The sequence below is a fragment of the Halobellus captivus genome, assembly GCF_007655485.1.
In the GTDB taxonomy this organism is placed as follows: Archaea; Halobacteriota; Halobacteria; order Halobacteriales; family Haloferacaceae; genus Haloquadratum; species Haloquadratum captivum.
The window spans coordinates 166,175-187,931 of sequence record NZ_VJXQ01000002.1 but is presented as its reverse complement, the minus strand read 5'-3'; the positions used below and the strand labels follow the sequence as shown (position 1 = coordinate 187,931).

Genomic DNA, 21,757 nt, shown 5'->3' with positions numbered 1-21,757 from the left:
AACATTGGTATAGCGTGTCACAGTCGGGCGTTTAGCTGCGCCGGAGACGGCTCAGGGAAGGACTTAACCCCGATCGTGACCCATCTGCGGGATATCCCCGCGACTCAATCATGAATGAAGTTCAACTCGAAGTGGCGAAGGCGTACCCGAACGACTCGGGCCGCGGAATCGCCCGTCTCGACCCGGACACGTTGCTCCATCTGAAGCTCTCGCCGGGCGACATCATCGAAATCGAGGGCGCAGAAACCACCGCGGCGAAGGTGTGGCGCGCGGACCGACAGGACTGGAACACCGACACGGTTCGCATCGACGGCTTCACGCGACAGAACGCCGACGTCAGCATCGGCGAGCGCGTGACGATCCGAAAGGCCGAGGAGACGAAGGCCGAGAAACTCGTGCTCGCGCCGCCGGAGGAGGCGAGCGTGCAGTTCGGTTCCGACGCCGCCGGAATGGTCAAACGGCAGATCCTCAAGCGCCCGGTCGTCGAGCGCGACATCGTGCCCGTGATGTCGTCGACGAACCACCCCTTTATGCGGTCGCCGGGGCAGGCGATCCCGCTTATCGCCGTCGAGACGGAGCCGGACGGCGTCTGTCTCGTGACCGAGGATACCGAGGTCGAACTCCGCGAGGAGCCCATCTCGGGCTTCGAGAAGACGGGCGGCGGAATCACCTACGAGGACATCGGCGGCCTCCAGGGCGAGATCCAGCGCGTGCGGGAGATGGTCGAACTCCCGATGAAGCACCCGCAGATCTTCAAGAAGCTCGGGATCGAGCCGCCCCAGGGCGTGCTGCTCCACGGGCCGCCCGGGACCGGGAAGACGCTGCTGGCGAAGGCCGTCGCCAACGAGACTTCCGCGAGCTTCTTCTCCATCGCGGGGCCGGAGATCATCTCCAAGTACTACGGCGAGTCCGAACAACAGTTGCGCGAGATCTTCGAGGACGCGACCGAGGAGTCGCCGTCGATCATCTTCATCGACGAACTCGACTCGATCGCCCCGAAGCGCGAGGACGTCACCGGCGAGGTCGAGCGCCGCGTCGTCGCCCAACTGCTCACGATGATGGACGGCCTCGAAACGCGCGGGCAGGTCATCGTCATCGCCGCGACGAACCGCGTCGACAGCGTCGATCCGGCGCTGCGGCGCCCCGGTCGTTTCGACCGCGAGATCGAGATCGGCGTGCCCGATGAGGTGGGCCGGAAGGAGGTTCTCCAGATCCACACGCGCGGGATGCCGCTGTCGGACGACGTCTCCCTCGATCACCTGGCCGACGAGACGCACGGCTTCGTCGGCGCGGACATCGAGTCGCTGACGAAGGAGGCGGCGATGAAGGCGCTTCGGCGCTACCTCCCCGAGATCGATCTCGACGAGGAGGACATCCCGCCGAGCCTCATCGACCGGATGATCGTCAAGCGCCAGGACTTCCAGGGCGCGCTCGCGGACGTCGAGCCCTCGGCGATGCGCGAGGTGCTCGTCGAACTCCCGAAGGTGTCGTGGGACGACGTCGGCGGTCTCGAGGACCCGAAGCAGACCGTCAAGGAGAGCGTCGAGTGGCCGCTGACGTCACAGGACCGATTCGACCGGATGGGCATCGACCCGCCGAAGGGCGTGCTGCTGTACGGCCCGCCGGGGACGGGCAAGACGCTCATCGCGAAGGCCGTCGCCAACGAGACGAACGCGAACTTCATCTCCGTTCGCGGGCCGCAGCTGCTCTCGAAGTGGGTCGGCGAGTCCGAGAAGGCGATCCGCCAGACGTTCCGGAAGGCCAGACAGGTCAGTCCGACGATCATCTTCTTTGACGAGTTGGACAGCCTCGCGCCCAGCCGGGGGGCCGAGACCGGAAACAACGTCTCCGAGCGGGTCGTCAACCAGCTCCTGACCGAACTCGACGGGCTCGAAGAGAACGGGAACGTGATGGTGATCGCCGCGACCAACCGACCGGATATGATCGATCCGGCGCTCATCCGCTCGGGGCGGTTCGATCGGCTGGTACTCATCGGCCAGCCCGACGAGGAGGGTCGCGAGCAGATCCTCAAGATCCACACCCGGGACTCGCCGCTCGCGCCCGACGTGAGCCTCCGCGAGATCGCCGAGATCACCGACGGGTACGTCGGCTCCGACCTCCAGACGATCGCCCGCGAGGCCGCTATCGAGGCGCTGCGCGAGGACGGCGACGCCGAGGAGATCGAGATGCGGCACTTCCGCAAGGCGATGGAGTCCGTCCGTCCGACGATCACCGACGACCTGATGGACTACTACGAGCAGATGCAGGACCAGTTCAAAGGCGGCGGCCGCGAGGGTCTCGGCGAACGCCGGGACGGCCGCATCGGCTTCCAATAACTCGCTAGCGTCGGTCTGTCTCCCCGTTTCGGTCGTGTTGAGACTTCAGTTCCCCTCAGCGACGACTGACGTCTCCACCGACCAGATAGTGGAATTGAGAACAGCGGTCACCGAAAGCACGTAGACGGACAGGCATTCGGTATTCAATTCATTATGTTGACCTTATATGTCCTATTAAGAGTAATATTTGTGCTCGGAACCCGTTCGAAACGGTGTATGCCCCACGGTCAAGACATCGAGGCATCGAACAGCCCTGAGTCGAAGTCGACATATGAGTGTCTCCAGTGCGGCAAGCTCGTCACGTCGTTCACCCATCCGGCCACGTGTGAGTGCGGCGGCGAGTTCCAAAACAGGAGGAAATCGCTGGAGTGACTCGTCGGTCGCGAGACCGGGGGTGACGGGCCAGGTATCGAACGAACGGTGAGCGCCGCCTGACCCGCACTGCCAGCGCGCCCGCCGTTTGGGGCACGTCGTCGGGGAACGTATCGTCTCACACACAGGCCGGTAACACCCGGGTCACCACCTGATACGAGTGTCCGCGAGCGGTTAAGTGTCGCCGGTGGGTAGCATACATTGTCGAAACCGACGACGCTCTCAACCAATGTCACAGCAGAAAGCAGATTACGTAGACGACACTGAAATCGACGCGACGCTGGACGAACTCGCAGACGACGAGACCGTCGAGGAGACGGTCGGGAATCTCGAAGCGAACGGCTTCGAGGTTGTCGTCGTCGACTCCGCCGAGGAGGCGCTCGAGGCACTTCAGTCACACATCCCGGCGGGCGCGTCCGTGATGAACGGCCACTCGACGACGCTCGAAGAGATCGGCTTTATGGAGTACCTCTCGGAGGGCGACCACGACTGGGAGAGCCTCCCGGACGAGATCTGGAGCATTGACGACGACGCCGAGCGACAGGCCGCCCGCCGCCAGTCCCAGACCGCGGAGTACTTCCTCGGCGGCATCAACGCGATCTCCCAGACGGGCGAACTCGTCGCCGCGGACCTCTCCGGCAGCCGGATCGGCGCGTACCCGTTCGCGGCGAGCAACGTCGTCATCGTCAGCGGCGTCAACAAGATCGTGCCGACGCTCGACGACGCGCTCGACCGCCTCGAATCGGTCGCGTATCCGCTGGAGAACGAGCGCGCTCAGGAAGCCTACGGCGTCGAATCCGCGATCGCGAAGCAGCTCATCTTCCGTCGAGAGACCGAAGCGGGACGCACCACGGTCGTGCTCATCCGCGATCAGTTCGGCTACTGATCGGCCAGCTACCGGAAAGCGGACTCGTCACGGAGCGCGGGTCCGCCACCGGAGCGCAGACCTCCCACCAACGCGTTCTCACCTGACAATCGTCACCGGAACCGGCGAGCGCCGCGCGACGTGTTCCGCCACGCTCCCGAGCACTAACCGCGAGACGCCGCGGCGGCCGTGGCTCCCGATGACGACGTGGTCGATATCCGCATCGCGTGCCGCCTCGACGATCGTGGCCGCCGGTCGACCCACATCCGTCTTCGTCGTCACCGCGCCGTCGATATCGAGTTCGTCGCGGGCCTCTTCGAGAACCTCCTCGGCCTCGGCTTTCGCCTCCTGGTACCAGTCCTCGGAGCCGCTCGGGAGGACGCTCGCCCGGTAGCCCCGCTTGACGGGATTGATCACGTGCAGCAGCGTCACGTGAACGTCGCCCCATTCTGAGGAGACGAACCGGAGCGCCTGCAACGACTGCGGCGAGCCATCGACGGGAACGAGCACGTGACTCGGCATAGAATGGGATACGACGTCGGGGTACAAAAAACGGGGACAGAGCGTCGACGCCGAGGCCGACGGTCCTATGTGACGGCGCGCCGTCCGCTACTCGCCGTGGCGCGTGAGACAGACCGGCAGCCCGACGAGTTCGACCGGCTCGGAGTTGTCTGGCGAGTAGACGACGAGCTGGCCCTTCTCCATGTACGGCACCTTGTCCTCCAACTCCGGCGGGATGTTGACGCTCTTGATCGCGTCCTCGTCGCCGAGGTTGAGCACCAGCCGGGTGTTGATCTGCTTGAACACCGATTCGGCGACGTCCTGGGGGTCCTGCGTGACCAAGAACAACCCCAGTCGCTCCTTCCGTCCCTGCTTGGCCGCCTCGGTGAACTTCGAGATGACCTTCCGCGCCTGCACGTTGTCGGCGTCCGCGAGGAAGTTGTGCGCTTCGTCCATCCCCAAGAGCAGGGGCGTCTCCTTGATCCGCTCGGAGTCAGGCGCGTTCGAGAGCTTATCGTCGATCAGCAGGCTCGACACCGCGAGGACGAAGGTCTCCTTCGCGCGGCTGGTCGAGAGGTGATACGTCGGGATCACCGTCAGCCCGCCTGGGCGGACGAGCTGGTGATCCAGTTCCGTGATCGGCCGCGCCGACTGATCGAAGACGCCGTCCGGAACCCCGTGTACGCGGCGCTTGACGGCGTCGAACGTGGCTTCGTGAACGCGCCCCGATTCGTCGAGTTCCTCCTTCAGCGCCGGGTTGTCGAGGAACGAGCGGAACTCCGAATAGGTCCCGCTGTCCCCGTACTCGCGGAAAAAGCGGTTAAGTAACTGGACGAGCGCGGGGTACTGATTCTCGTTGAGGCTGCTGCCCGCGACGAGCCACGGGCGGTCCCGCGCCATCGAGAACGGGATCGTGAACTCCAACTGCTCGGCGCGGTGGTTGTCGCCGCCGTAGGGGACGCCGTCCTCCTTGGGAACGAGGGCGACGGTGTCGTCGTGGCCGCCGTGGACGATTCCCTCGCGCTCGTACCGCCGCGCGGTCGCGCCGTCCATCGAGGGGTTGTCGTCGTGCATCTGGGCGTACTCGTCCTGCGGATCGAACTGGACGACCGCGAGCCGTGCGGACCGGCCGTCGTCCATCTCGTAGGTACGATCTTCGGCGAGCAACTGCCGCAGCACGTTCTTCGTCGCGTGGGTCTTTCCCGATCCGGTCCCGCCAGCGACGAGCGTGTGTCGGAACACCAGCGGATCGCCGTCGTCGTAGTCGTCTCGGAGCCGGTAGTCGATCGTCGGTGGCGTCGCTGCGGTTCGGACCTTCTCGCCGCCGACCGAGAGGTGCCCGAGGAAGACGCCGTCGGAGGGGATCGCGAGACCGGTCTTGATCTGCTCGGGGTCGGTCGCCTCGGCGACGACCGCGCCGGGCTTGGGAACGCGGTCGACCATCCGGCGTTTCAGTGCTTCGTCCGGATCCACTACCTCATCAGGACCCGCTTCGGTTTCGTCCTCGAAGAGCACGGCGAGCGGCGCGAGCGACGCGACGAACTTGTAATCGCGCTCTTCGAAGCCGTCGCGACGCATCGCCCGACGGGCGTGGATCTCGGTCGCGTCGTCGGTCTGGAACTCCTGGGCGTATTCGAGGGCGGTGATCCGCGAGAAGAGCAGTTCGTCGTCCGGGTAGGGGACGAGCAGATACTTCCCCAGGCGCACGGCGTCGCGGTTGTCGCTCGTCACGTACGCGCGCAGCGTCGTGTCGTCGCCGTCTTCGGCGACCCGGAGGCCCTGCGAGACCGCGATCGCGCCGAGGCCGCGATCGTCGCCCGCGGGATCGACGTCATAGCGCTCGAAGGCGGCACCACCGGTCTTGGACGCCGTTCCGACGTCGGTATCGGAGGAATCGCTCGTCGGTGAGCCGCCGTCTCCCGCTGTCTGTTCGTCGTTCGGTCGCTCAGACGAGTTACGCCCAGAGCGATCGTCGCCGCCGGGCTCGAAGTCCCCGAGATCCATCTTGTCTCGTCACTGCGTCGGCGACGACTAAAACACTCCGCCAGGTGCTTCGATTCCGACGAGCTATGTCTGCCGATCGTCTGCCGCGGCCTTTTCCCCGTCCCGCACGAATGGGACAGTATGCTCTTAGTGCGCGGCCACGCCGGGGGGACCACGCTGACGGGGACGATCTTCGAGCGCGGGGAACGCGCGCCCTCCTACAAGGGCGCGCCGGACGAGGACGCGCCGTACGTGTGGGTCTGCGACGAGTTCTACGAGGTGGAAAGCGGCGGCTCCGAGACGACGATCGACGGCGAGACGATCCGCGTCGCCTTCGAGTCGCCGATGCCGCGGGGATTCGAGACGCGCGAGCGGGCCGTCGAGGCCGCGAGGGAACACGTCCGAACGCAGTTCGCCCGCGTCGGCGTCGCCGAGGCCGACGTTCGGATCGAAGTGATCAAAGATGAACCGGGCGCAGAACACTCCTAGCGTACTCCGGCGCAGAACGACTCCTCACGCACGCGTACCGGTGGGTCAGTCGACGTCGCCCCACCGGACTTCGTCGTACCGCTTCACCTCGTCGGTTTCGAGCGCGTCCGCGAACTTCCGTCGGAGCGAGGATTTCTCTCTCGCGCCGATGCGCGCGAGTTCGTCCGCCTTCGCGACGGCCTCCGGAGGTCCGCGGTTCGTGGCCACCTCGCCGACGAACTGCCGGGTGAGCGCATCGCGGATCTCCGGATCGCGCGCGAACGCGTACGGCGCCTCGACGCGGTAGAGCACGTCCGTTCGCGGTTCGTAGACGACGAAAAAGCACTTCTCGTAGCACTTGGACTCTAGCCGTCGATCGATCCCGTACGCGTCGCCGTCGGCGGCGACGGTGGCATCGACCCCACCCCGGGAGACGAACCAGTTCGTGAACGTCACCTGATCGGTCCGTCGCCCCTCCGGCCCGCGGACGCCGCCGGACTCGACCGATGCTTCGGCCGGGTCCCGACGTTCGAGCAGGCGGGTGAAGAACGCCGCGTCGTCGGTCCAGGGAACGTCGAAGCCCGTGTCGCCATCGCGCAGGGTGCCGACGATCCGCTTCGAGGCGGGGTTCTTGACGAACCCGCACAGGGGAACGTCGCGCTCGACGAACGACTCGACGAGGCGAATGTAGTTCTCGACGATCGAGCGAGGCTTCAGCTCCTCGGCGAGCTCGCGGAGTTCCGCGTCGCGCTCGCGCCAGTTGAGCAGTTCGACGGGATACAGCGGCCCGTCGAGTACCAGCAGGTCCGAGACCGTCTCGGCGTGTTCGAGCGCGTGCGCGCTCTCCGCGAGGTAGAGCGCGAGGGCGTGGACGATCCCCTCCGCGTAGCGATTGACGCGCGGCACTTGCAGGACGCGCCACCGGCAGTAGCCCTCGTCGGCCTTTCGCCACGGTTCGTCGATGGCGGCCGCTCGATCCGTGACGTGCGCCGCCGCGACGATGCTCCGGTGGCGATGGAGGTCGAGATCCGACGGTACCGCGGCCATCGCGGCCTGCGCGACGTCGAGGACGAGCCCGTTCTTGAACGTCGTGGGGTTGATCGTTCCCGAGTCGAGCCCGTGGACCGTCTCGAACGGCGGGGCCGCGAGCGCGACGTCCTCGGCGTCGACCGCACGGAGCCGTTGCCCGTCGACGGGTTCGACGACGACGCGCCCGCTGGAGCCGTACAGCGGATCGAGAAATCCGTCCCAGATCTGCGCCGCGACGTCGACGTGGTCGGCGTCGTCCACGTGCTGAGCGAGGTAGGCCGCCAGGTCGGCGATGCTGTCGACGTGGACGGGATCCAGTGTCACGTTCCCCCCGTTGCGGCCCGACGAGAAAAGTCATACGTCCCGGGACCCTCTGTCCCCCCGTGACGATCACTGCGGTCGGCTTCGACCTCGACGAGACGCTCGCCGTGCCGAAACGGGATCGCGCGACGATCCTCGCTGACGCGGCCGAGCGCGCGGACGCGCCGCCGCTGTCGCGCGAGGCGTATCTGGAATCTCACGCGCGGAACCTCACTCGCGAGACGCGAACGCCGATATTCGCCGACCTCCTCGCCGAGCACGACTCCGATACGGACCCGAGATCCGTCGCGAACGCGTACCGCCACGAAATCGCCGACGCGCTCGTTCCGCTCTCGGGCGTCGAACCGTTCCTCGAACGATTACGCGAGCGATACCGGGTCGGCCTCCTCACCAACGGGCCGCGCGTGGCCCAGCGCGACAAGCTGACGACGCTCGGATGGACCGACGCGTTCGACGCGGCGCTCGTGACGGGCGAACTCGACGCGGGGAAACCCGACCCGGCGGCGTTCGCCGCGCTGCTCGACGCGCTCGGAAGCGAGGCGTCCGAGACGGTCTATATCGGAGACGACGTCGACGCCGATATCGCGGGCGCGGCCGACGCGGGCCTCGTCCCGATCCAAGTGCTCTACGACAGCGGGCCGGGGCCGTCGCCGCGCGCGGCGGTACAGCTCCCGCGAGAGGAACTAGTGAGTCGCCTGCCGACGGTTCTGGACGACCTCTGATCGAATCCGCGCGTCGATCACGCGTCGGCGTCTTCGAGGTCTTCTGAGTCGCCCGCAACCGCTTCGCGATTTTCCGAGCCACTCGCGACCGCTTCGAGCGCCGGGAGCAACCATTTCACCTGCGCGCCGTCTTCGACGAACACGAGCGTCCGCGGCGGTTCGACGGCCTTCGGACGCACGCGGAGGCCCGCTTCCCCCGCGACGTCGGCGACGACGTCCACGTCGCGCTCGAACTCGATGCGAACGCGATCCGGCTGGACGTACACGGAGGCGACCCGCGCTGTCTCGCTGGATGAGTCGCTCGTTTTCTCGAAAGCTGCATCGCTCGTTTCCTCGATGGATGAACCGCCCGCTCGCCGTTCGATCGCGTAGGCGAACGCGCCCTCCGGGGCTACCTCGACGTCGGGATCGGCATCCGTCACGACAAGCGGGGCGAGGTCGTCACCGTGGCCAGTCACTTCCGAGGCGAGAAACTGCGCGATCCGACGCCCGTCCGTCAGCCGTTCGTCCACCATAGCTCCGGGTTCGAGACGCGACGAAAAGAGCGCTCCGTTCGTGAGATCGAACTGGACGGACTGGATACCGTGCGCCGGATCAGCGCTTGAACGTCGCCTTCGCGCTCTGCACCGCGTCGCCGACGTCGACGTCCCGCTCGCGGGCGTACAGCGCCGCGGCCGCTTCGACGGAGATTTCGAGGCGTCGCTGGCGTTCGTTCACCGCCGCGACCGCCTCCTGTTTGTCACAGCCTGCGGCGACGAGCGCGTCGAGGATGCGCTCGAAGGCGGACTGCTCGCGGAGGATCGACTGATCGGGTTCGTACTCCTCGGGGACCGAGACGGATGGCGGATCGAACTGCGCGACGACGTCGCCCTCCTCGCGGGCGAGGAGTCCGCGACCGGCCGCGACGTCGATGAGGCGCTTGGCCTGATCCGGCGAGAACCAGCTCCGGTCCAGCGAGAGCGCGACGACGAACTCCCCCTCGCCGAGCCGCGTCGTCCCCTGCTGTTTGAACGGAACGGCGACGGTGACCTCCAGGCTCATACCGATCACAGGAACGGCTCCCCACAAGAGCCCTCGGATTCGGTCACGTCGTCGGATGGAACCGCCCGATCCCCCGACGGCTCAGTATTCGTCGACGGTTCCGAGAAGCAACACCGCCGTGGCGACGACGGATGCGACGCTTCCCGCGAACGCGAGCGGGATTGCGGATACGACCCCGACGACGCCTCCGCACGCCAAGCTGACGCCCATTCCGCCGAGAACGTAATCGTATCGCGTCGGGGAATTACGTGGGGTGTCGACCACGCTTAATTAGATATAATTACAAAGAGAGATTCTTGTGGTTTCAACGCGGCCCGGTTCTCCCCAATTGTTCCCCTACTCGCTCGAACGCGAACAGCATCCCTTCAGCGCCCAGAGGACGAGCACGACGCCTTCGAGACGAGCGGCGGTGTACACCCACGGCTTGAGTTCGTAGTCCCCGTCGGCCGCGAGACCCATCCAGAAGTCGACTAACTTCCGGGGGGCGAGCAGTTCGATGACGCCGGTCACGAACGCGATCGCTCTGAGGAACATACGAGACGGTACGCCGCGTCGAATATTAGCTGTTGTTGTCACTTCCCGCACATCGCCGATCGCTCCGAAAAGACTCCTCACTCCGGAAAGACCTCTCACTCCGGAAAGACGATCGTGCCGCCCGCGAGAATCGGCGCGAGAAGCCCGGGAACAGCCACGTCGAGATCAGCGATCGATCCGGGAACGACCCGCTCGACCCCGGGAGCGAGGTCTTCGTCGGCGAGGATGCCCGCCGCCGTCGAGAGCGCCCCGGCGTGCGTGATCTCGCGCTCGGTATCGACGAGAAGCGGATCGGACCCGTCGACGTCGACGGGATGCACAGCGGGGTTTTCGCTCCACACCTCCGTCTCCCAGTGCGTCGTGGTCACCGCATCCGGGCGGTCGCCGTAGACGACGAGGCGGTGCCCCGGTGGTAAGTCGAACTCGGCTTCGCGATCGACTGGCGCGACGACGACGCGCGGAGGTGCTGCGTCGATATCGTCCGCGAACCGCGTCACCGCCCCCAACTGCGCCGCGCCGAAGAACGCGAGCACCGGTTCGGGGCGACGCTCGGGAACGACGAGCACCTCGTCTCCCCTGCGCACGCCGAGGTATCGGAGCACGTTCCCGGCCTTGTAGGAGGTCGTGACGAAGTCGCGATAGCTGTCGGTTCGACCGGATCCTGCCACGCGCAGGGCCGTCCCCGAGGTTCGACGGTCGCGAGTGAGGAGGTCGGCGACGACCGCCGGGTCGTGGCACGGCGGCGGATACGCAGTGTCGGGTGCTCCGTCCGGATCAGTGGTCATACCGCGCAGTTGGGTGCAGAGCGCAAAACGGCGTCGGCTGCGGTGTTCGGATTCGCGCCGGTCCGTTCAGGGTGCGCCAACGACGACGAACGTGCTGGATTCGGACGCGCTGAGCGTTCGGCTCGCCTCGGGTGCGACGCGGACGGCGTCGCCCGCGTCCATCGAGACCTCGCTTCCCTCGATCTCGATCGTCGCCGTGCCCTCGACGAGGTAGTACACCTCCTCGTGGTCGCCGTCGCCGTGGTCGTGTTCCATCCCGGTCCAGCCCGCTTCGGCATCGATGACCGTGAACCCGAGGTTCTCGCAGTCGAGCGCCTCGCGCAGGAAGTACATTCCGGGTGCCTTCTCGTCGCCTTGGCCGACGTTCGCTTTCGTGTAGGACATTCAATCGACATTACGGCGACAGACACGTGAAAGTATGGGATCCGGTGGACGAGTCGGGGTCGACCTCGAAGCAGGAATCGGAACTCGGGGTGCGGACGCGGCGCGAAAAGCCCCAGACGCCGTACCGCGAGGCGAACACAGCGAGCCGATCGGTATTCTTCCCTCCCGGTTATGGCGCGGCGGGTTCCCGCAACCACGCTTCGCGCGGCGAGGGAACCCACCGTAAAAAAGGAGGTGTCTAGAACGATTTCTTGATCTTCTCGAAGAACCCCTCGTTGATCTCGACGCTCTCGCCACCCGCCTCGGCGAACGCTTCGAGCGCGTCCTTCTGTTCCTCGTTGAGTTTCTCGGGGGTGACGATCTGTACCTGAACGTAGAGGTCGCCGTGGCCGCGCCCGCGGAGGTGCGGCATCCCCTCGTCGCGGATCCGGAACTCCTCGCCGCTCTGGGTCCCCGCGGGGATCTCCAGTTCGGTCGTCCCGCCGACCGTGGGCACCTCGACGGTCGCGCCGAAGACGGCCTTCGGGAACGAGATCGGGAGCCGGTGATAGAGGTCGTCGCCGTCGCGCTCGAAGTCGTCGTGGTCACGGACGTTGATGTCGATGAGCAGGTCGCCCTTCGGACCGCCGTTCTCGCCGGGCGCTCCCTCGCGTTCCATCCGGAGCGTCTGCCCGTTACGGATGCCCGCGGGGATGTCGACCGAGAGCGTCGCCTCCTCGCGGGTGACGCCGTCGCCGCCGCAGCCCGAGCACGTCTCGCTGTAGGTCTCTCCCGTCCCTTCGCAACGCCGACACGTCTGCGTCTGCTGGACGCGGCCGAGCGGCGTGTCGCGGACGGTCGTCGTCTGCCCCTGGCCGTTACACTCCGGACAGGTGTTGACGTCGGCCTCAGCGGGGTGACCGCGGCCGTCGCACTCCGAACACTCCTCCGGGCGGGTGAGCGTGAACTGCTTTTCGACGCCCTCGAACACCTCTTCGAGGTCGAGCGTGACCTGCGTACGGATGTTCTGTCCCTGACGCGGGCGGTTTCGCTGTCTGCCGCCGCCCCCGCCGCCGCCGAAGAACTGGCTGAAGATGTCCTCGAAGGGATTTCCCTGTCCGCCGCCGCCCATGCCGCCGAAGGGGTTGCCCTGTCCGCGACCGCCACCGCCGCCGCCGACGCCGCCGCGCTTTTCGGCCTGTTCGAAACGCTCGTGACCCAGCTGGTCGTACATCTGCCGCTTCTCGTCGTCGGTGAGGACCTCCTTGGCCTTCTTGATCTGTTTGAACTTCTCCTCGGCGTCGGCCGCCTCGGAGACGTCCGGGTGATACTCTGCGGCCTTCTTTCGGTAGGCCTTCTTGATCTCGTCCTCGTCGGCGTCGCGGGAGACGCCGAGGACGTCGTAGAAGTCCTCGCTCATTCGTTGTCGGAGTCGTAAACGGTTGAACTACTTCAACGGAACGGGTTGTCGACGGCGTCACCCGAGGCTGACGGCTCGCGCGCCGCCCTCGCGCTTTTGTACTCCCCGGATGAGGAGCGTGTATGAAAGCCGTCCAGTTCACCGAACACGGCGACCGCGACGTCATCGAGTACGGCGACTTCCCCGATCCGGAGGTCGGTCGCGACGAGGCGCTCGTCGACGTGAAGGCCGGAGCGCTGAACCACCTCGACGTCTGGACGCGTCGCGGGCTTCCGGGCCTCGAACTGCCGTTCCCTCACGTCCCCGGAAGCGATATGGCGGGCGTCGTCACCGACGTGGGCGAGGACGTGACGCGCGTTTCGCCCGGCGACCGCGTCGCCCTCCTCGCGGGGGCCGTCGACGAGGGGCAGTCCGAATTCCCGCGCCGAGACGATCCGACGCTCTCGTCGGGATTCTACGTCATCGGCGAGGACTCCCGCGGCGTCCACGCGGAGTACGCCGCCGTCCCAGCGAGGAATCTGATTCCGGTACCCGACCACGTCCCGTGGGAGGTCGCCGGATCGACCGCGTTAGTCTTCCAGACGGCGTGGCGGATGCTGATCCACCGCGCGGAGGTGCAGGCGGGCGAGCGCGTGTTGGTCCACGGCGCGTCCGGCGGCGTCGGCCACGCGGCGGTTCAGATCGCCGACTACGCGGGATGTGAGGTGTACGCGACCGCCTCGTCGGAAGAAAAGCTCGAGTACGCCGCCGACTGCGGCGCTGCGTACGGGATCGACTACGCGGAGACCGATTTCGTCGACGAGATATACGAGTTGACAGAGGGCCGCGGCGTCGACGTCGTCGTCGACCACATCGGCGAAGCCACCTACGAGGGGTCGCTGAAGTGTCTCAGAAAGGGCGGCCGCTTCGTCACCTGCGGGACGACGTCGGGACCGAATCCCGACGCGGCACTGAATCGCATCTTCTACAACCAACTGGAGATCATCGGTTCGACGATGGCGACGCCCGAGCAGGCCGAGGAGGTCCTCGAACTGGTCTGGGACGGGGTCTTCGAGCCGCGGATCCGGGCGACGCTGCCGATGAGCGAGAGCGCCCGCGCCCACGGGATGATCGAGAATCGTGAGGGCTTTGGTAAAGTGGTCGTAATACCGGACAGTGAGCTCTGACGACGGCGGATACGTTCACCGACCGGGTAACGCCGACTCGGTGGAAGCCGAACGGACGCCGACCGACGCCGATAGCGACGGATTCGGCGCGCGCGGATGGGTGCTCGTCGGCGTGCTCGTGGCGTGTCTACTCGTCATTCCGGGAGTTATCTACGTCCGGCCCGGAATTCTCTCGGCCCTCGGCATCCCCTACATCGTCTCGCTGCTCGTACTGCCGCTCCTGCCCGCCGCGGCGCTCGGTCTCACCGCCGTCTGGGCGATGACGGCCGCGACGAACGGCGAGCAGTGACCGGTGACACGCGTCGACGGACTGGTGACCGTTACCGGATCTCGACGGACGGGGCGACCGTCGGTGCGTCTCGGGAGCACGCTACCGCCGCTCGACGCGCTGGCGGTGTGAGTCAATCCCATTGATTGCGCTTCGACTTGTAGTTTGCCGGAAAGATTTATGCCCGGCAATGCGTGAGAATACCACGCATAGATGTTCGAAACGTTCTCCACGGGCTACTACCTGGGACGGCTCTACGTCGAACCGGCAGATCGGGACGTCCCCGCGATACAGCGGGCGGATCACGAGCGCGTGAACGCGCACCTCTACGGCGACGAGGGACTCTTCCGCACCGACGCGCCGCTCGTGATGAAACTCGACAGCGGGCACATTCCGGTGCTCGGCGACGACGACGTGCCCTCGGGGACGCTCGCGGTCCCCGCGTCCGTCACCGACGACGACCTCCCCGCCGAGCGCGACGTGCTGTTGGCGAAGTCCGATCGCGCGGCGGAACTCCTCAAGTACTCCGGGTATCGGTTCGGCGACGACGACGCCGTCGCGTGATCGCCGGGAAGAGGCGATAACCGACCGGTTGAGGCGCGCTCACTCCCCGCCGTCTGTCGGCTTGGCACGCTCCGCGCTCACCAGGTCGTCGTAGCGAGCGCCGGTCTGTTTCAGCGTCTGCGTCGAGTAGAGCCGTTCGTGCTCGAACGGGAGATGCTCCGCGGCGAGCTCGTCGACCTTCGCGTCGACGGCGTCGCCCTCGCGACCGTGGATCATCGTGAAGAGGTTGTACGGCCACGACTGGTCGGGTCGCCGCGGGCGGTGATAGCACAGCGTGACGTATGGGAGTTCGCCGACCCGCTGTCCGCGGACGTCAAGCTCGTCGTCGGGGACGTCCCAGACGACCATACAGTTCGCGTCGAAACCGGTGACGACGTGGTTGACGACGCACCCGATGCGCTTGATACAGCCGTCGTCGAGGAGTCGCTCGACGGCGTCGATCACGCTGTCGGTGTCGGCGTCGATGGCCGCAGCGACGTCCCGGTACGGCGTCGCCGAGAGCGGGAAGCCGCCTTGGATCTCGATCAGGAGGTCCGCCTCGAGGTCACGCAGGCCGCCGACGGCCTCCTCGGAGATCCGCGTCGCCGACGCGTCCGTCGCGGCGAGGCTCTCGCGGGCGAACGAGTCGTCGTTGACGACGGGGAACTCGAGGTCGATGTAGTAGTCGGTGAGCATCGGGAGGTTGAGGACGTCACACCCCGTCCGCTCCTCGATGTCGGCGAGGATCGAATCGCGCTTCTCCTTCGAGGCCGCGGTCACGACGAACCACATGTTCCACTCGTGATCCCGGCGGTAGTTGTGGTTCACCTGCCGGTGGCCGTTGATGACCTCCGCCACCTCGTCGAACCGCTCTTCGGAGGCCGATACGGCCGCGAGCGTCGAACTTCCGATTACGGGTGGGTTCAGCACCGGTCCGAACCGCCGGAAGATACCCCGCTCGCGGAGGCGACGCACGCGTTCGAGTGCCTCCGTCTCGCCGATGCCGAGGTCCTCGCCGACGACGCGAAACGGTCGCTCGACGACGGGAAAGCCGCTCTGGTACTCGTCGACGAGCGCGGCGTCGACCTCGTCGAGATCGGTCCGCCAGTCATCCTCCAGTGCGCTCATTATCGGCCACAGGAACCGGACGAACGTACCTATTTCGGCCTGGACCCGCGCGTCGTCGCGGAGGTGGCGTCCGATCCCGAGACGAGAGAACCGAACGGACCACTTTTGTCGATCGCAGCCCAACCGGCTTCTATATGGCGCAAGCGCCGGAGACCGCCGAATTCGGGGAGTGGCCGCTGAAACGACTGATGACCGAAGTCGTCGGGACGGGCGTCAAATCCGCGGAGGATATGACGCGCGAACAGGCGACCGACGCGATGAAGCGCATTCTCGCGGGCGAACCGGACCCTACGACGCTCGGCGCGTTCTGGCTGGCGAACCGCTGGAAGCACAACAATGCCGAAGAACTGGCCGCCTACGCCGACGTGATCGCAGAGGATGTCGTCTACGCGGAACCCGAGGCCGACCCCGTCGACTGCGGGGCGAACTACGACGGAAAGGGTGACACCGCCATCTTGGGTGCCGCGGCGGGCGTCGTCGCCGCTGGCGCGGGCACGCCGGTCGTCGTCCACTCGGGCGATCGGGTGCCGACGCAGAAGCAGGACGCCTACAAGCACGTGTTCGACGAACTGGGTATCCGAACGGAACTCGTCCCCATCGAGAGCGCGGAGATGGTCGACGAGACGGGCTTCGGCTTCTATTATCAGCCTGAGTTCGCGCCGCTCGTCCACGCGCTGTGGGACCGCCGCGACCGGATGGGCGTTCGGACGTTCGTCAACACCATCGAGACGATCGCCAACCCCGCGAAGGCCGACGTCCACCTCGGCTCCTTCTACCACCTCGCCTTCGCGAAGAAGATCACCGACACCTTCGAGACAATGGAGGCTCAGAGTCCCCGTCGCGTCGTGATGTTCCAGGGAATGGAGGGCTACGACGACATCCGCCCGGGGTACACGAAGGTCGGCGAGTGGACCGACGGGGAGTTCACGGACTACGAGATCGAGACGCCCGAGTACGGGATGGACTTCGAGTACGAGGACCTCGAAGTCGATCCCGACGACGTCGCGGGCGACTCCGCGCGGTTGACGGAGGAGATTCTGGCGGGCGAGCGCGACGACCACTTCGCCGACGCCGTCGCGCTCAACGCGGCCTTCCGGATCTACGCCCGCGAGGACGCCGAGTCGATCGATGACGGTCTGGAGATGGCCCGCGAGAGCATCGAGTCGGGCGCGGCCGAGGCAGTCCTCGACGATCTGCGCGCGTTTTAGCGCGGCGCGGTCCGATCCCCCGCTCGCCGACAGGCGTTTCTTTCCGCGCTCGCTGTTGTCGATATGACCGACTCCGAGCAGACGGCTACCGACCGCGTCCGCGAGTACTACGACGCCCTTCGTGGCGGCGAGCCGCTGGCTCCCTTCTTCGCCGAGGATCCGTCGGTAGTGAAGTACGGTATCACGGAGAAACTGACCGGGTACGAGGCGATCGAAGCTGGCCTGCGCGAACAAAGCGCGACGACCGAGAACTGGCGCGTCGAGAGTAGCGACCTCCGCGTCGTCGAGCGTGGCGAGCACGCGTGGTTCTCTGACGACGTCCGTATGGCCTGGGACGACGCCGTGTCGGACCACGGGTACGACTTCGACAGCCGATGGAGCGGGACCTTGGAGCGCCGCGGCGGAACGTGGCTATTCGTGGGTATGCACGTGAGCGCGGTCCCCGAGTGACGAGCCACGCCGACCTGTTGCCGCGGAGTGGACACCGTTTTGTATCCGTCGCTCCTCTCGCCTCTATGGTCGATGACTCCGAACTCGAAAGCCCCGAGAACCCCGTCGTGACACTGCACACCACGAAGGGCGACATCACGCTCGAACTGTTCGAACAGCGCGCGCCGCGTACGGTCGAGAACTTCCTCGGTCTCGCGACCGGCGAGAAGGAGTGGAGCGACCCCGAGACGGGCGAGACGCGCACCGATTCCCTCTACGAGGGGACGATCTTCCACCGGATCATCGACGACTTCATGATCCAGGGCGGCGACCCCGAGGGAACCGGTCGCGGCGGTCCCGGCTACACCTTCGACGACGAGTTCCACGAGGACCTGAACCACGACGGCGCGGGCGTGCTGTCGATGGCGAACCGCGGTCCCAACACAAACGGCTCGCAGTTCTTCATCACGCTCGGTGCCCAGCCGCATCTCGACGGCAAGCACGCCGTGTTCGGCCGCGTCGTCGACGGGATGGACGTCGTCGAGGAGGTCGGCAACGTCCCGACCGATCGCAACGACGCGCCGCTGAAGGACATCGAAATCGAATCGATCGACATCGACGAGTAAGTCTCGTTCGCGACGATCCGGACGGGTAGCTGTTCTCTCGCCTCGTTTCACTTTCGCCGCACTCCCGAACCCTTCTTAACCGTTGGTCGGGTAGGAGCGCGCACAGAATGACCTCGATCCAGTCGACGCTCGGCGAGGAGGAGGGAGGCGGGATCGCCGAGGAGCTGGCGGAAGGCCAGCGCGCGATCTCCATCGCCGAGTTCTTCGAGAAGAACAAACACATGCTCGGCTTCGACTCCGGAGCCCGAGGGCTCGTCACCGCCGTCAAGGAGGCGGTCGACAACGCCCTCGACGCCACGGAGGAGGCCGGAATCAAGCCCGACATCTCGATCGAGATCCGCGAGTCCGGCGACTACTACACCCTCATCGTCGAGGACAACGGCCCGGGCATCACGCGCGAGCAGATCCCCAAGGTCTTCGGAAAGCTGCTCTACGGATCGCGCTTTCACGCCCGCGAGCAGAGCCGCGGACAGCAGGGGATCGGAATCTCGGCGGCTGTGCTGTACTCCCAGCTCACTTCGGGAAAACCGGCGAAGATCACCTCCCGAACCCAGCGATCCGAACGCGCGCAGTACTTCGAGCTCATCATCGACACTGATACGAACGAGCCGGAGATCCAGGTCGAAGAGGAGCGCGCACCCGGCGAGTCCGACCTCTCGCCGACGCACGGCACGCGGATCGAACTGGAGATGGAGGCGAATATGCGGGCGCGTCAGCAGCTTCACGACTACGTCAAACACACCGCGGTCGTCAACCCGCATGCGCGGCTCGTCCTCTCGGAGCCCGCGCTCGACGGACCGCGCCACTACGAGCGCGTCGAAGGCGCGGACCTGCCCGCCGAAACCGAGGAGATCCGCCCGCATCCCCACGGCGTCGAACTCGGGACGCTTATCAAGATGCTCGGGGTGACCGAGTCGTACTCCGTTTCGGGATTCCTCCAGGAGGAGTTCACTCGCGTCGGCGCGAAGACGAGCGAGAAGGTCCTGAACAACTTCCGCGACCGACACTTCGGGCGGGAGATGGGCTGGGCCGTCCCGCGGGATTCCGACGTCGACCTCGAAGCCGCGATCACCGACGCCGTCGCCAACAAGGGCGCGGCGGCCACCGAGACGTTCGCCGAGCGGGTCGCGAACACGCTCTCCTCGCGGGAGCGGACTACTCATTCGGAACTCTCGGAAATCGTCGATACCGTCGCCGACGACGTCGCCGAGGAGTACGACGCGAACTTCGGCGACACCGTCAGAGAGAACGCCGTCGAGGCCGCGTGGGAGGTTCTGCGCTCCGAACTGACCGCGGATCTCTACGGACTCGTCGACGAGGCCACGAGCACACGGAAGGACGACGCGACCGTCTCGGGGCTGGCCGATCGGCTGGCCGATAAATTCGACAAAGGCGACCACAGAAACCGGGCGACGTACGCTACCGTGGTCGAATACGTCGACCGCTCTGCCGATCGGATCGTCTCCGAGGACGTCACCTTCGGCGACACGGCCCGAGAGAACGTCGTCGACGCGCTCTGGGCGGCGATGCGGACCGTCCCCGACGACGTTCCGAAGGTGAGCCGAGTCGCGGACGACCGCGACATCGCCTCCCAGTTACTCGAAGGGATGCGCGAGGCGGACATCCTTGCACCGCCGACGAACTGCCTCTCACCGATTACGGCCGAACTCGTCGAGGCCGGACTGAAAAAGGAGTTCGACGCGGACTTCTACGCTGCGGCGACCCGCGACGCGGAGGTCCACGGCGGGGACCCGTTCATCGTCGAGGCCGGGATCGCCTACGGCGGCGAACTGGAGGACGGAACGGTCGATCTCCTGCGATTCGCGAACCGCGTTCCCCTGGTGTACCAGCGCGGGGCGTGCGCGACGACGGACGTCGTCAAGAGCATCGGCTGGCGGAACTACGGGCTCGATCAGCCCGGCGGTTCCGGGATGCCGAACGGCCCCGCCGTGATTATGATCCACGTCGCCTCGACGAACGTGCCGTTCACGAGCGAGTCGAAGGACGCCATCGCGAACATCCCGGCGATCGAAGACGAGATCGAACTCGCGGTTCGGGAGGCCGCCCGCGAGCTCAAGTCCTACCTGAACAAGCGCCGCTCGATGCAGAAGCGCCGGAAGAAACAGGACGTCCTCGGACGCATACTACCCGAAATGGCCGATAAGCTCTCGGAGGTGACGGGTCGAAAGCGACCCAACATCGACGGCGCGCTCGCGCGGATTATGAACAACGTGAGCGTCGAGCGCGACGTCGACGGCGACAGCGTCACGCTCGTCGTCGAAAACCACTCCGATCGGACCGAGACCCCGAAAATCACCGAGATCGTTTCGTCCCAGCCCGCTGATCTCCCGGACGCCGCGAGCGTCGTCGACCTCGACGGCGAGTGGTTCATCACGTGGGAGCCGTCCGTGGGCGCGGGCGAGACGGTCAAACTGACGTACACCGTCGCCGACGACGCCGACTTCGAGATCGACGTCGACGGCGTCGACACCGAGAAACTGACGATCGATGCCTAACCAACTATGAGCACGAAACAGGACGAGGAACTCGCACAGGAGCGCCTCATCGATCTCGCCGCGGAGTTCTACGACCAGTTCGCGGCGGGAGAGGTGCCGCGGATGAACATCCCGACGCGGACGAAATCGAACATCGTCTTCGACGAGGACTCGAAGGTGTGGGTGTACGGCGACCGGACATCGACGCGGTCGGCCAACAGCGTCCGCGGGGCGCGGAAGCTGTTGAAATCCGCCTACGCCATCGAGTTCCTCGTCAACCAACTTGAGGAGGACCGGTCTTCGACCCTGCGTGAGCTGTACTACCTCTCGGAGTCGTGGGACAACGAGGAAGCGCAGTTCCAGAGCCAGGACGAATCGAACCAGATGATCGAGGACTTAGAGATCGTCTCGAAGGTCACCCGCGAGGACTTCCATATGCGGCCGGAGGAGTCGGGCGCGACGCTGATGGGGCCGCTCGAACTCCGCGAACAGACTCGACGCGGCGAGCGCGACATCCACTGTCAGGAGGACGTCGGCGAAGGGGGCTACCAAATCCCGAACAACCCGGACACGATCGAGTTCCTCGATCACGACATCGACTTCGTCCTCTGCGTCGAGACCGGTGGGATGCGCGACCGCTTAGTGGAAAACGGCTTCGACACCGAGTACAACTGCCTCGTCGTCCACCTGAAGGGCCAGCCAGCCCGTGCGACCCGGCGAATCACGAAACGGCTGCACGACGAACTCGACCTCCCGGTCGTGGTCTTCACTGACGGCGACCCGTGGTCCTACCGGATCTACGGCTCGGTCGCCTACGGTTCGATCAAGTCCGCGCACCTCTCGGAATACCTGGCGACGCCCGAGGCCCAGTTCGTCGGCATCCAGCCCAAGGATATCGTGGAGTACGATCTCCCGACGGACCCGCTGGCCGATTCGGACATCAACGCCTTGGAGTCTGAACTCGAGGATCCGCGCTTCGAGACGGACTACTGGACCGAACAGATCGAACTGCAACTCGACATCGAGAAGAAGGCCGAACAGCAGGCGCTCGCCGCCCGCGGTCTCGACTTCGTCACGGAGACGTATCTCCCCGAGCGGCTCTCGGCGATGGGCGTGATCTAACTCCCGGGCTCACATCGAACGGTCTCCGTCTC

General features: G+C 66.0%; 24 protein-coding genes. 13 read left to right on the top strand and 11 right to left on the bottom strand.

Annotation, left to right across the window (positions count from 1 at the left end; all coding sequences use genetic code 11):
- Positions 1–110 precede the first annotated feature (110 nt).
- The 3 genes from FJT57_RS06250 (at position 111) to FJT57_RS06240 (ending at position 3,594) form a co-directional block, all read left to right on the top strand.
- Positions 111–2,336 (top strand): CDC48 family AAA ATPase, encoded by a 2,226-nt coding sequence (locus tag FJT57_RS06250; protein WP_144903084.1) that lies wholly within the window; start codon positions 111–113, stop codon positions 2,334–2,336.
- A 216-nt stretch (positions 2,337–2,552) separates the two neighbouring features.
- A complete protein-coding gene (locus FJT57_RS06245) occupies positions 2,553–2,708 on the top strand; it encodes a rubrerythrin-like domain-containing protein (RefSeq protein ID WP_144903080.1) in 156 nt (51 codons plus the stop codon).
- A gap of 229 nt (positions 2,709–2,937) precedes the next feature.
- Positions 2,938–3,594 carry a lactate utilization protein gene (locus tag FJT57_RS06240; protein WP_144903077.1) on the top strand — a complete coding sequence of 219 codons (657 nt, stop codon included), beginning with the start codon at positions 2,938–2,940 and terminating at the stop codon, positions 3,592–3,594.
- A gap of 78 nt (positions 3,595–3,672) precedes the next feature.
- Here the strand turns inward: FJT57_RS06240 and FJT57_RS06235 are convergent, their stop codons facing one another.
- Together FJT57_RS06235 and FJT57_RS06230 are read right to left on the bottom strand one after the other, a co-directional pair.
- The gene (locus FJT57_RS06235; protein WP_144903074.1) at positions 3,673–4,095 is read right to left on the bottom strand and encodes a universal stress protein; all 423 of its coding nucleotides are present in this window, start codon (positions 4,093–4,095) and stop codon (positions 3,673–3,675) included.
- An 87-nt stretch (positions 4,096–4,182) separates the two neighbouring features.
- Positions 4,183–6,078 carry an ATP-binding protein gene (locus tag FJT57_RS06230; protein WP_144903071.1) on the bottom strand — a complete coding sequence of 632 codons (1,896 nt, stop codon included), beginning with the start codon at positions 6,076–6,078 and terminating at the stop codon, positions 4,183–4,185.
- 120 nt (positions 6,079–6,198) lie between these two features.
- Between FJT57_RS06230 and FJT57_RS06225 the strand changes: the two genes are divergently transcribed.
- Complete coding sequence (locus FJT57_RS06225; protein WP_144903068.1) at positions 6,199–6,546, top strand: DUF7113 family protein; 348 nt, start codon at positions 6,199–6,201, stop codon at positions 6,544–6,546.
- 45 nt (positions 6,547–6,591) lie between these two features.
- Here FJT57_RS06225 and FJT57_RS06220 read toward each other — a convergent pair whose 3' ends face one another.
- Positions 6,592–7,878 carry a DNA double-strand break repair nuclease NurA gene (locus FJT57_RS06220; RefSeq protein WP_144903065.1) on the bottom strand — a complete coding sequence of 429 codons (1,287 nt, stop codon included), beginning with the start codon at positions 7,876–7,878 and terminating at the stop codon, positions 6,592–6,594.
- A 59-nt stretch (positions 7,879–7,937) separates the two neighbouring features.
- Between FJT57_RS06220 and FJT57_RS06215 the strand changes: the two genes are divergently transcribed.
- Entirely contained in the window at positions 7,938–8,597 is a 660-nt protein-coding gene (locus FJT57_RS06215) for an HAD family hydrolase (protein WP_144903062.1), read from the top strand.
- 17 nt (positions 8,598–8,614) lie between these two features.
- Here the strand turns inward: FJT57_RS06215 and FJT57_RS06210 are convergent, their stop codons facing one another.
- The 7 genes from FJT57_RS06210 to dnaJ all read right to left on the bottom strand — a co-directional run bounded on the left by FJT57_RS06210 (position 8,615) and on the right by dnaJ (position 12,740).
- Entirely contained in the window at positions 8,615–9,112 is a 498-nt protein-coding gene (locus FJT57_RS06210) for a hypothetical protein (protein ID WP_144903060.1), read from the bottom strand.
- 79 nt (positions 9,113–9,191) lie between these two features.
- Positions 9,192–9,638: a DUF2240 family protein gene (locus FJT57_RS06205; protein WP_144903057.1), complete on the bottom strand. Its 447-nt coding sequence runs from the start codon at positions 9,636–9,638 to the stop codon at positions 9,192–9,194.
- Positions 9,639–9,719: 81 nt separating this feature from the next.
- The gene (locus FJT57_RS06200; protein WP_144903054.1) at positions 9,720–9,902 is read right to left on the bottom strand and encodes a hypothetical protein; all 183 of its coding nucleotides are present in this window, start codon (positions 9,900–9,902) and stop codon (positions 9,720–9,722) included.
- Between the two features lie 72 nt (positions 9,903–9,974).
- A complete protein-coding gene (locus tag FJT57_RS06195; RefSeq protein WP_144903051.1) occupies positions 9,975–10,172 on the bottom strand; it encodes a hypothetical protein in 198 nt (65 codons plus the stop codon).
- 95 nt (positions 10,173–10,267) lie between these two features.
- Positions 10,268–10,957: an AMP-binding protein gene (locus FJT57_RS06190; RefSeq protein ID WP_144903048.1), complete on the bottom strand. Its 690-nt coding sequence runs from the start codon at positions 10,955–10,957 to the stop codon at positions 10,268–10,270.
- 66 nt (positions 10,958–11,023) lie between these two features.
- Complete coding sequence (locus tag FJT57_RS06185) at positions 11,024–11,341, bottom strand: cupin domain-containing protein (protein WP_144903045.1); 318 nt, start codon at positions 11,339–11,341, stop codon at positions 11,024–11,026.
- Between the two features lie 238 nt (positions 11,342–11,579).
- A complete protein-coding gene (gene dnaJ, locus FJT57_RS06180) occupies positions 11,580–12,740 on the bottom strand; it encodes a molecular chaperone DnaJ (RefSeq protein WP_144903042.1) in 1,161 nt (386 codons plus the stop codon).
- A gap of 122 nt (positions 12,741–12,862) precedes the next feature.
- Here dnaJ and FJT57_RS06175 point away from each other — a divergent pair, with 122 nt between their 5' ends.
- The 3 genes from FJT57_RS06175 to FJT57_RS06165 all read left to right on the top strand — a co-directional run bounded on the left by FJT57_RS06175 (position 12,863) and on the right by FJT57_RS06165 (position 14,738).
- The gene (locus tag FJT57_RS06175) at positions 12,863–13,906 is read left to right on the top strand and encodes a zinc-binding dehydrogenase (protein ID WP_144903039.1); all 1,044 of its coding nucleotides are present in this window, start codon (positions 12,863–12,865) and stop codon (positions 13,904–13,906) included.
- Entirely contained in the window at positions 13,896–14,195 is a 300-nt protein-coding gene (locus FJT57_RS06170; RefSeq protein ID WP_238993931.1) for a hypothetical protein, read from the top strand. The genes FJT57_RS06175 and FJT57_RS06170 overlap by 11 nt, the downstream gene beginning before the upstream one ends.
- A 192-nt stretch (positions 14,196–14,387) precedes the next feature.
- A complete protein-coding gene (locus FJT57_RS06165) occupies positions 14,388–14,738 on the top strand; it encodes a DUF5802 family protein (RefSeq protein WP_144903035.1) in 351 nt (116 codons plus the stop codon).
- 39 nt (positions 14,739–14,777) lie between these two features.
- Here FJT57_RS06165 and ahbB read toward each other — a convergent pair whose 3' ends face one another.
- On the bottom strand, positions 14,778–15,845 hold the full coding sequence (ahbB, locus tag FJT57_RS06160) for a siroheme decarboxylase subunit beta (protein WP_144903032.1): 1,068 nt from the start codon (positions 15,843–15,845) through the stop codon (positions 14,778–14,780).
- Positions 15,846–15,979: 134 nt separating this feature from the next.
- Here ahbB and FJT57_RS06155 point away from each other — a divergent pair, with 134 nt between their 5' ends.
- The 5 genes from FJT57_RS06155 (at position 15,980) to FJT57_RS06135 (ending at position 21,725) form a co-directional block, all read left to right on the top strand.
- A complete protein-coding gene (locus tag FJT57_RS06155; protein ID WP_144903029.1) occupies positions 15,980–17,053 on the top strand; it encodes an anthranilate phosphoribosyltransferase in 1,074 nt (357 codons plus the stop codon).
- A gap of 63 nt (positions 17,054–17,116) precedes the next feature.
- The gene (locus FJT57_RS06150; protein WP_144903027.1) at positions 17,117–17,503 is read left to right on the top strand and encodes a nuclear transport factor 2 family protein; all 387 of its coding nucleotides are present in this window, start codon (positions 17,117–17,119) and stop codon (positions 17,501–17,503) included.
- Between the two features lie 65 nt (positions 17,504–17,568).
- The gene (locus tag FJT57_RS06145) at positions 17,569–18,108 is read left to right on the top strand and encodes a peptidylprolyl isomerase (RefSeq protein ID WP_144903024.1); all 540 of its coding nucleotides are present in this window, start codon (positions 17,569–17,571) and stop codon (positions 18,106–18,108) included.
- A 107-nt stretch (positions 18,109–18,215) separates the two neighbouring features.
- Positions 18,216–20,624, top strand: a complete 2,409-nt coding sequence (locus FJT57_RS06140; RefSeq protein ID WP_144903021.1) for a DNA topoisomerase VI subunit B — start codon at positions 18,216–18,218, stop codon at positions 20,622–20,624.
- Between the two features lie 6 nt (positions 20,625–20,630).
- Positions 20,631–21,725 (top strand): DNA topoisomerase IV subunit A, encoded by a 1,095-nt coding sequence (locus FJT57_RS06135; RefSeq protein WP_144903018.1) that lies wholly within the window; start codon positions 20,631–20,633, stop codon positions 21,723–21,725.
- Positions 21,726–21,757 lie beyond the last annotated feature (32 nt).

What these genes read in the sequence shown, in the direction of transcription:
- FJT57_RS06210 (WP_144903060.1), bottom strand. Translation starts at nt 9,112, where the DNA reads ATGGTGGACGAACGGCTGACGGACGGGCGTCGGATCGCGCAGTTTCTC.
- ahbB (WP_144903032.1), bottom strand. Translation starts at nt 15,845, where the DNA reads ATGAGCGCACTGGAGGATGACTGGCGGACCGATCTCGACGAGGTCGAC.
- FJT57_RS06175 (WP_144903039.1), top strand. Translation starts at nt 12,863, where the DNA reads ATGAAAGCCGTCCAGTTCACCGAACACGGCGACCGCGACGTCATCGAG.
- FJT57_RS06240 (WP_144903077.1), top strand. Translation starts at nt 2,938, where the DNA reads ATGTCACAGCAGAAAGCAGATTACGTAGACGACACTGAAATCGACGCG.
- FJT57_RS06190 (WP_144903048.1), bottom strand. Translation starts at nt 10,957, where the DNA reads ATGACCACTGATCCGGACGGAGCACCCGACACTGCGTATCCGCCGCCG.
- FJT57_RS06145 (WP_144903024.1), top strand. Translation starts at nt 17,569, where the DNA reads ATGGTCGATGACTCCGAACTCGAAAGCCCCGAGAACCCCGTCGTGACA.
- FJT57_RS06150 (WP_144903027.1), top strand. Translation starts at nt 17,117, where the DNA reads ATGACCGACTCCGAGCAGACGGCTACCGACCGCGTCCGCGAGTACTAC.
- FJT57_RS06165 (WP_144903035.1), top strand. Translation starts at nt 14,388, where the DNA reads ATGTTCGAAACGTTCTCCACGGGCTACTACCTGGGACGGCTCTACGTC.
- FJT57_RS06235 (WP_144903074.1), bottom strand. Translation starts at nt 4,095, where the DNA reads ATGCCGAGTCACGTGCTCGTTCCCGTCGATGGCTCGCCGCAGTCGTTG.
- FJT57_RS06195 (WP_144903051.1), bottom strand. Translation starts at nt 10,172, where the DNA reads ATGTTCCTCAGAGCGATCGCGTTCGTGACCGGCGTCATCGAACTGCTC.
- FJT57_RS06205 (WP_144903057.1), bottom strand. Translation starts at nt 9,638, where the DNA reads ATGAGCCTGGAGGTCACCGTCGCCGTTCCGTTCAAACAGCAGGGGACG.
- FJT57_RS06250 (WP_144903084.1), top strand. Translation starts at nt 111, where the DNA reads ATGAATGAAGTTCAACTCGAAGTGGCGAAGGCGTACCCGAACGACTCG.
- FJT57_RS06155 (WP_144903029.1), top strand. Translation starts at nt 15,980, where the DNA reads ATGGCGCAAGCGCCGGAGACCGCCGAATTCGGGGAGTGGCCGCTGAAA.
- FJT57_RS06245 (WP_144903080.1), top strand. Translation starts at nt 2,553, where the DNA reads ATGCCCCACGGTCAAGACATCGAGGCATCGAACAGCCCTGAGTCGAAG.
- FJT57_RS06140 (WP_144903021.1), top strand. Translation starts at nt 18,216, where the DNA reads ATGACCTCGATCCAGTCGACGCTCGGCGAGGAGGAGGGAGGCGGGATC.
- FJT57_RS06230 (WP_144903071.1), bottom strand. Translation starts at nt 6,078, where the DNA reads ATGGATCTCGGGGACTTCGAGCCCGGCGGCGACGATCGCTCTGGGCGT.
- FJT57_RS06135 (WP_144903018.1), top strand. Translation starts at nt 20,631, where the DNA reads ATGAGCACGAAACAGGACGAGGAACTCGCACAGGAGCGCCTCATCGAT.
- FJT57_RS06185 (WP_144903045.1), bottom strand. Translation starts at nt 11,341, where the DNA reads ATGTCCTACACGAAAGCGAACGTCGGCCAAGGCGACGAGAAGGCACCC.
- FJT57_RS06225 (WP_144903068.1), top strand. Translation starts at nt 6,199, where the DNA reads ATGCTCTTAGTGCGCGGCCACGCCGGGGGGACCACGCTGACGGGGACG.
- dnaJ (WP_144903042.1), bottom strand. Translation starts at nt 12,740, where the DNA reads ATGAGCGAGGACTTCTACGACGTCCTCGGCGTCTCCCGCGACGCCGAC.